The 14,519-nt window shown below is 68.6% G+C and carries 16 protein-coding genes; 7 read left to right on the top strand and 9 right to left on the bottom strand.

Annotation, left to right across the window (positions count from 1 at the left end):
- Positions 1–6 precede the first annotated feature (6 nt).
- Genes GGQ61_RS06180 through GGQ61_RS06170 form a run of 3 tightly spaced genes read right to left on the bottom strand, consistent with a single transcriptional unit; the run spans position 7 to position 2,739 of the window.
- On the bottom strand, positions 7–1,275 hold the full coding sequence (locus GGQ61_RS06180) for a sulfatase family protein (protein ID WP_183770758.1): 1,269 nt from the start codon (positions 1,273–1,275) through the stop codon (positions 7–9).
- Between the two features lie 31 nt (positions 1,276–1,306).
- Positions 1,307–2,245: a bifunctional helix-turn-helix transcriptional regulator/GNAT family N-acetyltransferase gene (locus GGQ61_RS06175; protein WP_183770756.1), complete on the bottom strand. Its 939-nt coding sequence runs from the start codon at positions 2,243–2,245 to the stop codon at positions 1,307–1,309.
- Positions 2,246–2,292: 47 nt separating this feature from the next.
- Positions 2,293–2,739, bottom strand: a complete 447-nt coding sequence (locus tag GGQ61_RS06170) for a MarR family winged helix-turn-helix transcriptional regulator (protein ID WP_183770754.1) — start codon at positions 2,737–2,739, stop codon at positions 2,293–2,295.
- A gap of 79 nt (positions 2,740–2,818) precedes the next feature.
- Between GGQ61_RS06170 and GGQ61_RS06165 the strand changes: the two genes are divergently transcribed.
- Positions 2,819–3,805: a D-2-hydroxyacid dehydrogenase gene (locus GGQ61_RS06165; RefSeq protein ID WP_183770752.1), complete on the top strand. Its 987-nt coding sequence runs from the start codon at positions 2,819–2,821 to the stop codon at positions 3,803–3,805.
- On the opposite strand, the gene GGQ61_RS06160 is transcribed toward GGQ61_RS06165, so the two are convergent.
- Both GGQ61_RS06160 and GGQ61_RS06155 read right to left on the bottom strand, forming a co-directional pair.
- Positions 3,802–4,188: a PaaI family thioesterase gene (locus tag GGQ61_RS06160; protein ID WP_221220906.1), complete on the bottom strand. Its 387-nt coding sequence runs from the start codon at positions 4,186–4,188 to the stop codon at positions 3,802–3,804. The two genes, GGQ61_RS06165 and GGQ61_RS06160, sit on opposite strands and share 4 nt — an antisense overlap.
- A 71-nt stretch (positions 4,189–4,259) precedes the next feature.
- Complete coding sequence (locus GGQ61_RS06155) at positions 4,260–4,826, bottom strand: hypothetical protein (RefSeq protein WP_183770750.1); 567 nt, start codon at positions 4,824–4,826, stop codon at positions 4,260–4,262.
- Between the two features lie 128 nt (positions 4,827–4,954).
- Here GGQ61_RS06155 and GGQ61_RS06150 point away from each other — a divergent pair, with 128 nt between their 5' ends.
- Positions 4,955–5,986, top strand: a complete 1,032-nt coding sequence (locus tag GGQ61_RS06150; RefSeq protein WP_183770747.1) for an aspartate-semialdehyde dehydrogenase — start codon at positions 4,955–4,957, stop codon at positions 5,984–5,986.
- 7 nt (positions 5,987–5,993) lie between these two features.
- Here GGQ61_RS06150 and GGQ61_RS06145 read toward each other — a convergent pair whose 3' ends face one another.
- Complete coding sequence (locus tag GGQ61_RS06145) at positions 5,994–7,715, bottom strand: hypothetical protein (protein WP_183770745.1); 1,722 nt, start codon at positions 7,713–7,715, stop codon at positions 5,994–5,996.
- A 217-nt stretch (positions 7,716–7,932) separates the two neighbouring features.
- Between GGQ61_RS06145 and GGQ61_RS06140 the strand changes: the two genes are divergently transcribed.
- The 5 genes from GGQ61_RS06140 to GGQ61_RS06120 are packed head-to-tail and all read left to right on the top strand — an operon-like array spanning position 7,933 to position 11,421.
- A complete protein-coding gene (locus GGQ61_RS06140; RefSeq protein WP_183770743.1) occupies positions 7,933–8,655 on the top strand; it encodes a two-component response regulator ChvI in 723 nt (240 codons plus the stop codon).
- Positions 8,624–10,255, top strand: coding sequence for a stimulus-sensing domain-containing protein (locus GGQ61_RS06135; RefSeq protein WP_183770741.1), 1,632 nt, complete (start codon positions 8,624–8,626; stop codon positions 10,253–10,255). The genes GGQ61_RS06140 and GGQ61_RS06135 overlap by 32 nt, the downstream gene beginning before the upstream one ends.
- A complete protein-coding gene (locus GGQ61_RS06130) occupies positions 10,252–10,737 on the top strand; it encodes an HPr kinase/phosphorylase (RefSeq protein ID WP_183770739.1) in 486 nt (161 codons plus the stop codon). The genes GGQ61_RS06135 and GGQ61_RS06130 overlap by 4 nt, the downstream gene beginning before the upstream one ends.
- Before the next feature lie 10 nt (positions 10,738–10,747).
- Positions 10,748–11,152, top strand: a complete 405-nt coding sequence (locus tag GGQ61_RS06125; protein ID WP_183770737.1) for a PTS sugar transporter subunit IIA — start codon at positions 10,748–10,750, stop codon at positions 11,150–11,152.
- On the top strand, positions 11,149–11,421 hold the full coding sequence (locus GGQ61_RS06120) for an HPr family phosphocarrier protein (RefSeq protein WP_183770735.1): 273 nt from the start codon (positions 11,149–11,151) through the stop codon (positions 11,419–11,421). The genes GGQ61_RS06125 and GGQ61_RS06120 overlap by 4 nt, the downstream gene beginning before the upstream one ends.
- A 53-nt stretch (positions 11,422–11,474) precedes the next feature.
- On the opposite strand, the gene GGQ61_RS06115 is transcribed toward GGQ61_RS06120, so the two are convergent.
- From GGQ61_RS06115 to GGQ61_RS06105, 3 genes are all read right to left on the bottom strand, one after another.
- The gene (locus GGQ61_RS06115) at positions 11,475–12,647 is read right to left on the bottom strand and encodes a DUF937 domain-containing protein (RefSeq protein ID WP_183770733.1); all 1,173 of its coding nucleotides are present in this window, start codon (positions 12,645–12,647) and stop codon (positions 11,475–11,477) included.
- 186 nt (positions 12,648–12,833) lie between these two features.
- Positions 12,834–13,595, bottom strand: a complete 762-nt coding sequence (locus GGQ61_RS06110) for an ABC transporter permease (protein ID WP_183770731.1) — start codon at positions 13,593–13,595, stop codon at positions 12,834–12,836.
- Complete coding sequence (locus GGQ61_RS06105) at positions 13,592–14,518, bottom strand: ABC transporter ATP-binding protein (RefSeq protein WP_343056060.1); 927 nt, start codon at positions 14,516–14,518, stop codon at positions 13,592–13,594. The genes GGQ61_RS06110 and GGQ61_RS06105 overlap by 4 nt, the downstream gene beginning before the upstream one ends.
- Position 14,519 lies beyond the last annotated feature (1 nt).

Here is a 14,519-nt window from a genome sequence, read left to right as displayed (position 1 = left end):
GATCCGTCAGTCCGGGTGGTCGGCCGCCGAGGCCGGCGCCACGTGCGGCGGAAACGCATCCGCCATCGGTTCGTACTTGGCCCTGGCCGCCTCCAGCCGCGCGCGCATGTCCGCCGCGGCGTCGGGGAAATTGCGCGCCACGCTGTAGTTCTCGCCGGGGTCGACACCCATGTCGAACAGCAGCGGATAGCCGTCCAGCGGGATGTCGTAGGTCCGGTAGTAGGACCGCGCCACGTACTTCCAGCGCGGCGTACGCACGGCCGCGACCTTGGCGTTGTCGAACAGCACGATCTGCTCGTGCGGCGAGGCCGCGCCGTCTTTCAGCACCCCCGACAGGTCCGCGCCGTCCAGCTCGCGATCGGCGACCGGCGGGCGGCCGGCCATGGCGTTCAGCGTCGGCAGCAGGTCGAGGTTGCTGGCCAGTGCGTTGCTGACGGCGCCGGCCGGCAGCGCGCCCGGCTGGCGGGCGATGAACGGCACCCGGAAGCCGCCGTCCCAAGCCGAGCCGCCCTTGCGGTCGCGGAACGGGCCCGAAGAGCCCTCGAACCACGGCCCGTTATCCGACGTGAAGATCACCATGGTGTCCTCATCGAGGCCAAGCGCCTTCAGCTTCTCCAGCAGCCGCCCGACGTTGACGTCGATCTCCTCGACCACCTCGCCATAGGCTCCGCCCGGCGAACCGGTCAGATCGTCAGGATTGGGCTTCAGCGGGATGTGCGGCGCAGTCAGCGCCAGCAGCACGAAGAACGGCTGCTCGCGGTTCTGCTCCGCGAAGGCGATGGCCTGCTCGAAGAACCACTGGGTCAGCTTGGAGAAGTCGGCCCGGCTTTCGGTCATCGGCGAAGTGGCGCTGTCGTAGAGCGCCAACGGCTTCATGTCGTGGCTGTAGGGCAGGCCGTAGAACCGGTCGAACCCATAGACCATCGGCGGCCAGTGCGGCGCCACGTGGCCCAGATGCCACTTGCCGATCAGAGCGCTGGCGTAGTCCTCGCCAAGCGCCTTGGGAATGGTCAGCGCGTCCGGCGGCAGGCCGGTCGTGTCGGCAGGCTGGATGACCTCGTGGGCCAGGCCGTTGCGGATCGCGTACTGGCCGGTGAGCAGGCCCGCGCGCGACGGCGTGCAGACATTGGCCGAGGCGTAAAAGTCGGTCAGCCGCACGCCCTCGGCCGCCATGCGGTCTAGGTGCGGGGTGCGGATGACCTTGCCGCCGTCGCAGCCGAGGTCGCCATAGCCGAGGTCGTCGGCGAGGATCACGATGAAGTTGGGTTTGCGCATGGCGCGCACTCTAGGGCGGCCGTGAGCGTTGTCACCCCGCCGCAGCGCCCTCCAGCTTCAGCACCCAGGTCTCGCTGATCAGCCCCTTGGCGAAGGCTCCGTCGGGCCGGCTTTCGACCAGCTCGAACCCGGCGCCGGCATAGACGGCGCGGGCGGCGCCGAGGATGCTCTGGGTCCAGAGGGTGATCTCGTCGTATCCGGCCTCGCGGGCGAAGGCGACGCACTCGGCGACCAGCCGCTTGCCAAGGCCCAGCCCCCGCGCCGCTGGTTCGACCAGCAGCAGCCGCAGCTTGGCCTGCCCCGGCCGCTCGCCCTTGACCAGAAAGATCGAGCCGAGGATCTCGCCCTCCCGCTCGACGATCCAGCAGCGCTCGCGCCCAGGGTCGAAGTTGTTCACGAAATCGGCGGCGATCTGGGCGACCAGCGCCTCAAAGCGTTCGTCCCAACCGTACTCGCGCGCATAGAGCGCGCCGTGGCGATGGATGACCCAGCCAATGTCGCCGGGCCGATGGCCGCGCAGCACGATCTTGCCTGCCGCCGGCGCCTCGAGCAGCTGTTCGATCTCGGCCATGGCCTTTGTGAGCTTGGTCTTCTGAACCGTGGTCAGAGCGCCCAGCATCCCCTCGACCGCGCCCTGAGCCGAGCCCAGCCAGCGGTTGTAGGCGTGGATCCCTTCGGATGTCAGCCATACCGAGACGCTGCGGCGGTCGCGCTCCGACGTCTGGCGGGTCAGCAGCCCCTCGCGTTCGAAGCGCTTGAGCACCCGGCTGAGATAGCCGTTGTCCATGCCCGTGCGGGTGGCCAGCAGCTTCGGCGTGATCCCGTCCGGCGCCTGGGCGACCTCGTACAGCACCCGCATTTCGGCGAGCGTGTAGGGCGATCCGAGGTGCGCTTCATCCAGCGCCCCGATGCGCCGGGTGTAGAAGCGGTTGAAGCGCCGGACAGCGGCGACCGGATCCCTTGGCAGCATTGAAAATCCTCTGCGGACAGGGAAATCCATATAGTTGACTCAGTCAACTATCGTGTTTTGGGCCCTGCGCGGCGGCTCATCAGGCCTAGCAACTCCGTCGCCACCGCCAGCCAGGCTGGGGTCAGGCCTTCGGACAGCCCCTCGGCCCATAACGCCTTGCGCTGCAGCGCCTCGCCATAGGCGGCGCGCCCTTCCGAGGTGAGTTGGAGGAGGTGCGCGCGACGGTGCTCAGGGTTATCGCGCCACGCGGCCAGCCTCCGCTCGGCAAGGTCGTCGGCCACCCGCTGCACCGCCTGGCGGGTAAGGCCGAGCGTTCGGGCGATCTGCGGCACCGTGCGGGCCGTCTCCGGCGCCGCCAGCACGCTCGCCACCCGCATCCGCGCGCCCGTCATGCCGGTGTCCGAGAACATGCGGTGCTCGACCTGCGCGAAACGGTCGGCCGCATCTTCCACGGCCTCGACCAAGCGCAGCACGGCGTCGGCGGAAGCTTCCATGACACTATGCTGCTATTTCGACAATACATTGTCAAATGCGGAGGATTGCCGGATCCGGAGGCCCAGCTAGAGTTCGGGCATGCAAGCCCTGCTCCTTCGCGCGCCCTACGAGCGCATCGCCGACCGCCTGGCCGCCCTGGCCCCTGATCTCGACGTCGTGGTGCTGGAGCCGGACGGCGGGCTGACCCTCCGCGGCGCGCCATTTGACCCCAGCGGCCTGAAGCCGGACATCTGGTGGCTCAGTCTCGACGCGTTCGGCAAGCGCGGCGGCGACTACTTTCCGCGGCTGGCCGCCTCGCCGGACGCGCGATGGGTGCAGACCGCCTTCGCCGGCCTCGACAACCCGATGTTCAAGCCGCTGGCCCGCGAAGGGCTGACCGTCACCAACTCCAGCGCCCAGGCCCCGGCCATCGCCGAGTACGTGACCATCCACGCGCTCAGCCTGCTGCACCCCATCGCCCAGCAGGCGGCCCACCAGGCGGCGCGCGAATGGACGCCGGTCAACTTCCGCGAGGTCGGCCAGACCCGCTGGCTGATCGTCGGCTTCGGCAATATCGGCCGCGAGATCGCTCAGCGCGCCAAGGCGTTCGGGGCCCAGGTCGAGGCGGTGCGCCGCTCGCCCGATCCGGAGGGCCTGGCAGACGCGGTCAGCACGCTCGCCGACCTGCCGCGCATCCTGCCGCAGGCCGACGTCGTGGTGCTGGCCTGCGCCCTGAACGAGGAGACCCGCGACCTCGCCGACGCCGCGTTCTTCGCGGCGATGAAGCCCGGCGCGATCCTGATCAACATAGGCCGCGGCGGGCTGGTCGACGAGGACGCCCTGCGCGCCGGACTCGACCGCGACCAGCCGGCCCATGCGGTGCTCGACGTCTTCAAGACTGAGCCTCTACCGGTCGACGCCTGGTTCTGGGACCATCCGAAGGTGCGGGTCACGCCGCACGCGTCGAACCGCGGCGAGCTGACCGGCGCGCGCGGCGACGCCCTGTTCCTCGAGAACCTGCGCCGCTACCTGCGCGGCGAGCCGATGCTCAACGTCACCCGCGCCCAGGACATCGCGGCGGGCTAGGCCTCGACCGTCATCTGGGTCTGCAGCACCAGCGCCAGCAGCTTGCCGTCGGCGTTGGTGATGCGGGTCTGCCAGACGCTGGAGCGCCGCCCGATGTGCAGCGGTACGGCCTCGCCGGTGACGGTCGTCCCGACCTTGGCCGCGCCCAGAAAGTTGGTCTTCGACTCCAGGGTCGTCGTGCGCGCTCCGGCCGGCAGGTTGAGGAAGCCGCCGATCGCCCCCAGCGCGTCGGCGAAGGCCATGAACGCCCCGCCATGCAAGATGCCGCCGGCGGTGCACAGATCCTCGCGCACGACCAGCCGGCCGACCACGCGGTCCTTGCTGCGCTCGACGAGCTCCACCCCCATCAGGTTGGAAAAGGGCATGCCGGTGTCCTGCGCCATGGGGCGTCCTCCTCTTTTCGGCGAGCTGTGGCCCGCCGGCCGCGGCAGGTCGATGACCTGCCAGGTAACGGTCAGCCCCGCGCGGCGCTGGCCAGCTTCGCGACCATGCGCTCGGTCATCCGCGCCCGCTCCTCGCGCAGGACCCGGTCCAGGGCGTCCCGCGCCGGCGGCGCGGGCCCGGCCTCGCCGATGCCGATCAGCCGGCGGCGGACCTGGTCCAGATAGTCGGGCGCGGCCGGATCGGGCAGCGGCGAGGCCCGCGTCTCCAGGCCGTAGGCCGGCAGCACCTCGCCGCCCATCACCTCGGCGCGCAGCTCGGCCCGGCTCATCGGCTCGGGCTCATCGGTGACCAGCCAGCTGGCCAGCCCGCCCTCGGCCAGCACCTCGCGCAGGCTGTCGACGAAGAAGGCGCTCTCGGCGCCCTGCGGCCGGGCGGCAAAAGCCGCCGAGTCGTTGTTGCCGCCGCCGATCCCGGCCAGATCCATCATCGCGGCCAGGCCGGCCTCGTCCTCCAGCGCGGTCAACGGGTCCACGGCCGCCTCGAAGCGCTTTGTAAACAGAAGGTTGCCCTCGCCGCGGCGCTCGCGAGAGCCGGCCGCGCCGCCGGCCGGGACCGAGAAAATGCTGCTGATGGACATGACGCCTCCTGCTGTGACGCGTCCGGCGTCGCAAGCCGCGGGCCAGCCCGGCGATCGCGGTTCATTGCGCGCGGGAACCGCAAGGCGTAAGGGGACGCTCCGCTTTTGAACCTCTGAAGGAGACCGCCATGGGCTATCGGGTGGCCGTGGTCGGCGCCACGGGCAATGTGGGCCGCGAGATGCTGAACATCCTGGAGGAAGTGAACTTCCCCGTGGACAAGATTCACGCGATCGCCAGCCGCCGGTCGATCGGCGTCGAGGTCTCATTCGGCGAACAGATCCTCAAGTGCGAGGACGTCGAGCAGTTCGACTTCTCGACCGTCGACGTCGTGCTGATGAGCGTCTCGGGTTCGTTCTCCAAGGAATGGTCGCCGAAGATCGGCGCCGCCGGCCCGATCGTCATCGACAACTCCTCGGCCTGGCGGATGGACCCCGACGTGCCGCTGATCGTGCCGGAAGTGAACCCGGACGACGTCGCCTACGCCGGCAAGAAGAACATCATCGCCAACCCGAACTGCTCGACCGCCCAACTGGTCGTGGCGCTGAAGCCGCTGCATGACCGCGCGCGCATCAAGCGGGTGGTCGTCTCGACCTACCAGTCGGTTTCCGGCGCCGGCAAGGAAGGCATGGACGAGCTCTGGGACCAGACCAAGGGCGTCTTCGTGCTCGGCGCGCCCGAACCCAAGAAGTTCCCCAAGCAGATCGCCTTCAACGTCATCCCGTTCATCGGCGCCTTCGGCGACGACGGCTACACCGACGAAGAAGCCAAGATGTGGAACGAGACCCACAAGATGATCGACCCGTCGATCGCCCTGACGGTCACCTGCGTCCGCGTCCCGGTCATGGTCGGCCACTCAGAGAGCGTGAACATTGAGTTCCACGACCCGCTCGACGAGGACGAGGCCCGCGACCTGCTGCGCGAGAGCCCGGGCCTGATCGTCATCGATCAGCGCAACGACAAGGGCTACATCACGCCCAAGGAAGCCCAGGGCGAGTTCCCGGTCTTCGTCAGCCGCATCCGCAAGGACCCGACGGTCGAGAACGGCCTAAACCTGTGGGTCGTGGCCGACAACCTGCGCAAGGGCGCGGCGCTGAACGCGGTGCAGATCGCCGAGCTGCTGCACGAGCGCGGCCTGCTGAAGAGCAAGACCGCCGCCTAAAACGACCTCAGGCGGCCACGCCGAGCTGGCTGATCAGGCTTCGCACCTGGTCCATGCGCTCGGGGTTGGCCGCCAGTTCGGCCCGCGTCTCGTCCTGGCGGACCAGGCGCATCGCCTCCTGGCGGGCGCGGTCGGCCGCCGGTCCGGCCGGCGCGGTTTCGCCGGCGGCCAGCTTGAGCAACAGCAACAGTTTCTGCGCCGCCGAGGCCGGGGTCTTGGCCAGGGTCGGGATCAGCCGGGCGTCGGCCTCGACCAAGCCGCCGACGTCGCCGATCTTGGCCTGGATGGGCGCATAGTCCTCCTGGGCCAGGCCGCCACGGGCCACGGCCCTCTGCAGCGCCGCCAGCTTCTGCAGCTTCACCGCCGCGGTGTCCGGGCCGTAGCGGAACTCCTTCTCGAAGCGCAGGGCCGAGACGCCCGCCGACAGGTAGCGCCCGGCCTGGCGCTTGTTGGCGCCGCCGATGACGTTCTCGACCAGCCAGACCAGAGCCTCGATCTCTTCGCGGGCGCTGCGCTCGCCGCCGCCCAGATAGGCTTCGACGAAGTCGCTGGTGACCAGCATCCGCGAGCGCTGGACGAAGGCGGCCTGCACGTCGTCGACATTGAGCAGCGCGCCGGCGGCGGCCGCAGCGGTCAGGGTCATGGCCAGGCCGCGCATCACCTCGATTTCGCCGGACGCATCCGACGGGCGCAGCCGCCGCGGGCCGTGGAGCTCGCGCACCACCCGCTTGGCGATGGCGACGCGAACGCTGGCGAAGTCTTCGGCGGCCAGCCACTTGGAAAGCCGGGTCGCAGCTTCCGATAGCGGCGGCATGATCCGGGCCACGGACGGTTCGGCGCGGATCAGGGCGTCGACCGTGTCACAGGCCGCCAGCCGGGTCATCGCCGCCAGCTGCCCGCCCAGGTCGAGGTCCAGGCCGATGATGTTGTCGAGGCCCGACTTCGAGCCGAGGATTTCGGCCAGCGGCTGCTCGACGGTCTGCAGCGCCAGGCCGCGCGGCGGGCCGGTCACAGGGGCGGCGTCGGCCAGGTCGAGCAGGCGCGAGACCTTCTCCGACCAGGAGCGGGCCGGCGCGATCGAGGCCGCGACCCCCGCGCCCAGCAGGTAGGCGCGCTCCGGATCCTGGCTGACGCGCTCGGCGGCGCGCGCGAAGCCTTCCTTGTCGAGATTGGGCATGCCGCCGCGGCGGCTGTCCTTGAGCAGCCGGTCGATGGCCCGCTCGACCAGGCTGGAGAAGGTGCGGATCAGTTCATGGACGCTCAGCCCGCGGTTCTGCGCCTCGGGGATCGCGACCTTCTGGATGGCGTGCTGAAGGTCGGTGCCGGAAGCCTCCAGCTGCTCGACGAGATCGGGGCGGTGCAGCAGCTCGAACGGCGTCGCGCCCTTACGCTCCAGCCAGCCTTCCAGCAGCCGGCCGATCCGCTCGCGGGCGTGGGCGGTGTAGAGGTCCTGCGGGCTCACGCAGAGCGGATCCTGGTTCTCGACGACCTTCTTCTTCTTCGGCGCCTCGGCGACGCCCAGATTCAGAATGCTGATCGACTGGAACTCACGGGTTTCGGGATGGAGAGTCTCCTTGGTGACCCGGACGGCGGCGACGCGCCCCTCGGCCATCAGTTCCTCGGCGGCCGAGACGGCGGCCGTACGGTTCTCGGTCGCCATGTCGAGCTTCCACGCCGCCCCGGGGGCGCGTCGAATGAAGACTTCGTAATGGACTTGGTGGCCGGTCACGGGAGATCCCTTTCCCGGACAGCATGCGCCGACAAGCTTAATACCGTTTTATCATAAGGGATTGGGGCGTCTGACCGTCGGTCGTTGAACGATGGAACCAGCGGCCGCTCCGCCGGCTTCCCGCAGAGGGCGCCTCGCCCTGCGTGCGGCGCCCCATTGAGGACACGCTGGCGGGCCATTAGCTTGCCAAGCTTCGCTGAAGGATACGACGAGACCTATGGCCAAGATCACCCTGGTGGACGACGACGAAAATATCGTCACGTCGGTCAGCCTCGCCCTCGAAAGCCACGGCCACGAGGTGAAGGCCTATTTCGACGGCGCCTCGGGACTGGCGGCCCTGGAGAACGATCCCCCGGATCTGGCCATCCTAGACGTCAAGATGCCCCGCATGGACGGCATGGAGGTGCTTCGCCGGCTGCGCCGCACCTCGGACCTGCCGGTGATCATCCTGACGTCGAAGGACGAGGAGATCGACGAGATCCTCGGCTTCAACCTCGGCGCCGACGACTACATGCACAAGCCGTTCAGCCAGCGCCTGCTGATCGAACGGGTGAAGGCGGTGCTGCGCCGCGCGGGCGTGGAAGGCGAAGAGCCCGCCCCCGCCGCCAACGGCGCGGCCAACGGCGAGTCGCAGTCGCGCGCCCTGAAGCGCGGCAAGCTGACCCTGGATCCGGCTCGTCACGACTGCCTTTGGGACGGCAAGCCGGTGAAGCTCACCGTCACCGAGTTCCTGCTGCTGCAGTCGCTGGCCCAGCGTCCCGGCTTCGTGAAGAGCCGCGACAACCTGATGGACGCCGCCTACGACGATCAGGTCTATGTCGACGACCGAACCATCGACAGCCACATCAAGCGGATGCGAAAGAAGTTCCGCGAAGTCGACCCGGAGTTCGACGCGATCGAAACCCTTTATGGCGTCGGATACAGATACCGCGAAGCCTGACCCGAAGCCGACGGCCCGAACGCGGCGGCCGCCGCCCGCCGGGCCTTCGTTCTTCAGTTGGCTGCCAGGCTCGCGCCTGGGGCGCTTCATCATCCTGCTCAACGTCCTGGGTCTGGCGATCATCATCGCCGGCTCGCTGCTGCTCAACGAACTGCGGCGCGGTCTGGTCGGGGCGCGTATCGACAGCCTGACCACCCAGGGCGAACTGATCGTCAACGTGATCAACCGCGCCGCCACGGTGGGCGAGCCGACGCCCGAGCTCGACGCCCAGGCGGCCAGCGAGATCCTGCAGATGCTGTCCAACCCGCGCTCGCAGCGGGCGCGGCTGTTCGACGCCAAGGGCAACCTGATCGCCGACAGCTACTGGGTCGCCGACCGGGTCGAATGGAAGGTGCTGCCCCCGGCCCGCCCGCGCGAGGACCAGCGGGGTCTGGCGCTCGACCTGAAGATAGGCCGCCCGCCGCCGCCGCCCGCCCCCGCCGCCCAGCGCGCGTTGATGATGGAGGTCGGCCAGGCCCTGCGCGGCGTCCACTGGGCCGGCATGCGCACCGCCGAGGACGGCGAGCGCGTCGTCTCGGTCTCGATCCCGATCCAGCACGTCCAGGCGGTGCTCGGCGTTCTGACGCTGGAAGCCAGCGACGTCGACGAGATCATCCGCGCTGAGCGCCAGGCCCTCGCGCCGTTCATCCTCATCGCGATCTTCGTGACCCTGGTCTCGTCGATCCTGCTGAACAACCTGATCGCCCAACCCGTGCGGATGCTCTCGCGCGCGGCCGACCGCGTGCGCCTGTCCCGGGCGCGGTCGATCTCGCTGCCGCAGCTGGCCCGCCGCGACGACGAGCTCGGCGACCTGACCCGCTCGCTCGAGGACATGACCGACGCCCTGTCCGAACGGATGGACGCCATCGAGCGGTTCGCCGCCGACGTCGCCCACGAGATCAAGAACCCGCTGACCTCGCTGCGCTCGGCGGTCGAGACCCTCGACCTGGTAAAGGATCCGGCCGCCCGCGACCGGCTGATGGCGATCCTAAAGAACGACATCCAGCGCCTCGACCGGCTGGTCACCGACATCTCCAACGCCTCGCGCCTCGACGCCGAGCTCTCGCGCGAGGACCTGCGCGCCCTCGACCTAGGCCGGCTGATCACCGAGGTCACCCAGCTCTATCAGGACACCGCAAAGCCGGGCGACGCAGCCGTCGCCTTCACGCCGCCGGACACCCTGGAGCCTATCATGGTCTCGGGCCGCGAAGGGCCGCTGGGCCAGCTGCTGCGCAACCTGATCGACAACGCCCGCTCGTTCAGCGCCAAGGGCGGCGAGGTGCGGGTGCGGCTGGAACGCGGCCGCGGCCAGGCGGTGCTGACCGTCGACGACGACGGACCCGGCATTCCGCCCGACAACCTCGAGACCATCTTCCAGCGGTTCTACACCTCGCGGCCCAAGGGCGCGGCCTTCGGCGGCAACTCCGGGCTCGGCCTGTCGATCGCCCGTCAGATCGCCGCCGCCCAGGGCGGCTCGATCCGCGCCGAGAACCGGACCGGCCCCGACGGCGTGGTCGAGGGGGCGCGCTTCGTCGTCACCCTGCCTGAGGCGCGGCGATGATCGTCCATGCCGGCCTGGTCGCCGCCCGTGTCGATGGAGCCTGGCGCGGCGCGTTGATCGAGGGCCCGTCCGGCGCCGGCAAGAGCGACCTGGCGCTTCGCGCCCTCGATCATGGCCTGCGCCTGGTCGCCGACGACCGGGTCGTGCTCTGGGCCTGCGACGGCGCGCTTTATGGCCGCGCCCCCGACACCCTCGCCGGACTGATCGAGGTCCGCGGCCTCGGGGTGCTGGCCGAGCCCGCCATTCCCTTTTGCCGCATTGCCTTAGCCGTCGCCTGCGAGCAGCATGAGCGGATGCCCGAACCGGCTTCCAAGGATTACGTCGGGTTGAGTATCCCGATGCTTTCACTTCAGGCGTTAGAGTCTTCGGCGCCCGCAAAGCTTCGCCGCGCACTGCACCATCTTGGAGCTTCCGCGGATAAAGCGTATCTAGACGCCCTCGCGGCCGGCGTATCGCCGCGGCCGGGTGGGGATTCCCGTTGAGAGAGTTGGCATGATCGGGCTCGTGATCGTCACGCACGGGCGGCTGGCCGAGGAGTTCATCTTCGCCATGGAGCATGTGGTGGGACCGCAGGCTGCGGTCGCATCCATCTGCATCGGGCCGGAAGACGATATGGAGAAGCGCCGCAAGGACATCCTGGCGGCGTGCGAAGCCGTCGAGTCTGGATCGGGCGTCATTCTGCTGACCGACATGTTCGGTGGCACCCCGTCGAACCTGGCTATTTCGGTCATGGAGCAGACCAAGGCCGAGGTCATCGCCGGCCTCAACCTGCCCATGCTGATCAAGCTGGCCTCGGTGCGCACCCGTCAATCGCTCGAGGACTGCGTGGCCTGCGCCCAGGAGGCCGGCCGCAAGTACATCTCCGTCGCCTCCTACGTGCTGGCCGGCGAAAAGTGAGCACTTCGCGGACGGTCGAAATCATCAACAAGCGGGGCCTGCATGCGCGCGCCTCGGCCAAGTTCGTCAAGCTGGCCGCCACCTTCGACGCCGAGGTCAAGGTGGCCAAGGACGGCGCCAGCGTCGACGCCCGCTCGATCATGGGCCTGATGATGCTCGCCGCCGGCCCCGGCTGCTGTATCGATATCCAGGCCGAGGGCAAGGAGGCCGCGCCTGCGGTCGAGGCCCTCGCCGCACTCGTCGCCGCCCGCTTCGACGAAGACGAATAGGGCGGCCCGCGCCGTCGCGAACCGCCCCAAAGTCTACGCCTTACAAGATTTGATCACTTGCGGATGATGACCAGTTCCGTCCGCCGGTTCTTCGCGCGGCCGTCTTCGGTGGCGTTGTCGGCGATCGGGTCGGCCTCGCCCCTGCCGACCGTCTCGATCCGCTCGTCGGCGATGCCTTGGGCTGACAGCTCCTTCTTCACCGTCGCGGCGCGGGCGTCGGACAGCGTCTTGTTGGCGGCCGGATCTCCCTGGTTGTCGGTGTAGCCGACCACCTGCGCGCGAACGTTCGGATACGCCTTCAGGATCAGGACGAGGGTGTCGATCGTCGGCCTGCTCTCCGGCGTCAGGGCGTTCGAGGCGGTGTCGTAGTTCAGGTTGTCGAACACGAACGTCTTGGGCGCCGCCTCGTTGGATTCGAGGAACTTCGTCACGCCATAGCCGATCGAGGTCGGCAACACGGTGATGGTGGCCCCGCCCGGCAGGGTCAGGGTCTCGGGCGCGGCCGCGACACGCGCCGGCGCGGGGACCACCTCGGTCTTGACCGGCGGCGGCGGAGCTTCGACCCGCTTGGAGCCGCAGTTGCGCAGGCCGAAGATCAGCGCCAGCACGACCGCCGCGGCGATGAGCCAGGGCAGGATCTTGCCGAACCCGCCGCCCGCCGCGGCCGGCGCGGCACGCGCGGCTTGCGTCGCTCCGCCGAGCCCGAACAGCGAGCCCAGCCCCGGAGGCAGCGCCCCGAGAATGCTCGCCCGCTGGTCCGACAGCAGCGTTTGCACGCCTGCGGCGGTCGGCGGCCCACCCAGCGCCTTGCCGATCGCCCCCAGCACCAAGGGCGCGGCGAGGGACAGCAGTTGCGTCGCCGACCCGCCCTTGATCCCCGCGAAGCTGGCGAGACCGCTGGTCACCGCTCCGGCGTTGCCGCCAAGAAGGCTGTCGGAGAGCGTTTTGCCTTGGCTGAGCAGTCCGGCCCGCGCGGCGCCGTCGCCGAGCAGGGCCGGCAGCCGGTCGAGGGGATTGCCGCCGCCGGTCGCCTGGCTGATCAGGCTGAGCAGGCCGCTCGCGCCGCTGCTCGTCGAGCTTTGCTGCAGGGCTGCGGCCAGCAGCGCCGGAGCCGCCGCCGACACGCCCTTGCTCACCGAGCCAGAGGACTCCCCGAGGACGCTGGACAGGTTGCCGATCATGTCCGGCGACAGGGCGCCGATCACAGTCTGAACGAGGTTGGTCACGAGAGATCTCCCGCAGGGGTCGGATCGTGTCGGCTCAGCGCAAATCACCCACGCAAGCTGTACTCGATCCCCCCAGACAGGCCCCGCGCTGTGCGGACACGGTCCGATAGATTGGCGAAACGCCCCTGTGTTTACACTCGGGCGGATCGCCCGCGATAGTTGCGTAAATACCCGATGGACGTCGTCTCAGGTCTTGAGCTTGTAGCCGGTCCGGAAGATCGCCCAGATCGCCGCCAGACAGATCAGCACGAAGCCGAAGGTCGCGCCCAGGCTGACGCCGACATCGACATCCGAGATCCCGTAGAAGCTCCAGCGGAAGCCGGAGATCAGATAGACCACCGGATTGAACAGGGTGATCTTCTGCCAGAGCTCGGGCAGCATGCTGATCGAGTAGAAACTGCCGCCCAGGAAGGCCAGCGGCGTCACGATCATCATCGGCACGATCTGCAGCTTCTCCCAGCCGTCGGCCCAGACCCCGATGACGAAGCCCAGCAGGCTGAAAGCGATCGAGGTCAGCACCAGGAAGCCGATCATCCAGAACGGGTGCAGGATGCTGAAGTCGACGAACAGGCGCGCGGTGGCCAGGATGATCAGGCCGAGGATCACCGACTTCGTCGCCGCGGCCCCGACATAGCCGACCACGATCTCGAGGGCCGAGATCGGCGCCGAGAGCACCTCGTAGATCGTGCCGGAGAACTTCGGCATGTAGATTCCGAACGAGGCGTTCATGATGCTCTCGGTCAGGATCGACAGCATGATCAGGCCTGGCACGATGAAGGCGCCGTAGCTGACCCCCTCGATCTCCACCATCCGCGAGCCGATCGCCGACCCGAAGACGATGAAATAGAGCGAGGTCGAGATCACCGGCGACGCGATCGACTGCATCAGCGTGCGCCAGGTGCGCGCCAGCTCGAAAAAGTAGATGGCCTTGATAGCGTGCAGGTTCATGGCCGGCCCCTCACCAGGCTGACGAAGATCTCCTCCAGCGAGCTTTCCTCGGTGCGGAGGTCCTTGAAGTCGACGCCGGCGGCGCTGAGCCGCCGCAGCAGACCGGCGATGCCGGTGTCCTCGCTCTGGGCGTCGAAGGTGTAGACGAGCTCGTGGCCGTCCTTGGCCAGCTCCAACTGGTAGTCGGCCAAGTCGGCCGGCAGGGCGACGAGCGGCTCCTGCAGATGCAGGGTCAGCTGCTTCTTGCCCAGCTTTCGCATGAGCACGTCCTTGTCCTCGACCAGGATGATCTCGCCATTGCTGATCACACCGATCCGGTCGGCCATCTCCTCGGCCTCCTCGATGTAGTGGGTGGTGAGGATGATGGTCACGCCGCTCTCGCGCAGCCCCCGCACCATTTCCCACATGTCGCGGCGCAGCTCGACATCGACCCCGGCGGTGGGTTCGTCGAGGAACAGGATGCGCGGTTCGTGGCTCAGCGCCTTGGCGATCATAACCCGGCGCTTCATGCCGCCGGACAGCGCCATGATCTTGGAGTCCTTCTTGTCCCAGAGACTGAGGTCGCGAAGAATCTTCTCGAGATAGGCCGGGTCGGGCCGCTTGCCGAACAGCCCGCGGCTGAACTTCACCGTGTCCCAGACGCTCTCGAAGGAGTCGGTCGACAGCTCCTGCGGCACCAGCCCGATCTTGGTCCGTGCTGCGCGGTACTCGGAAACGATGTCGTGGCCGTCGGCGGTCACCTTGCCGCCGCTCGGATTGACGATGCCGCAGATGATGCTGATCAGCGTCGTCTTGCCGGCCCCGTTCGGGCCCAGCAGGGCGAAGATCTCACCCTGCCGGATCTCGAGGTCGACGCTCTTGAGAGCCTGAAAGCCCCCGGCATAGGTCTTGGTCAGACCGCTTACGGAAATGATCGGCTGCACG

The organism is Phenylobacterium haematophilum (genome assembly GCF_014196295.1).
In the GTDB taxonomy this organism is placed as follows: domain Bacteria; phylum Pseudomonadota; class Alphaproteobacteria; order Caulobacterales; family Caulobacteraceae; genus Phenylobacterium; species Phenylobacterium haematophilum.
The sequence above is the reverse complement of the archived record's forward strand: the minus strand, read 5'-3'. Positions and strand labels throughout refer to the sequence as shown.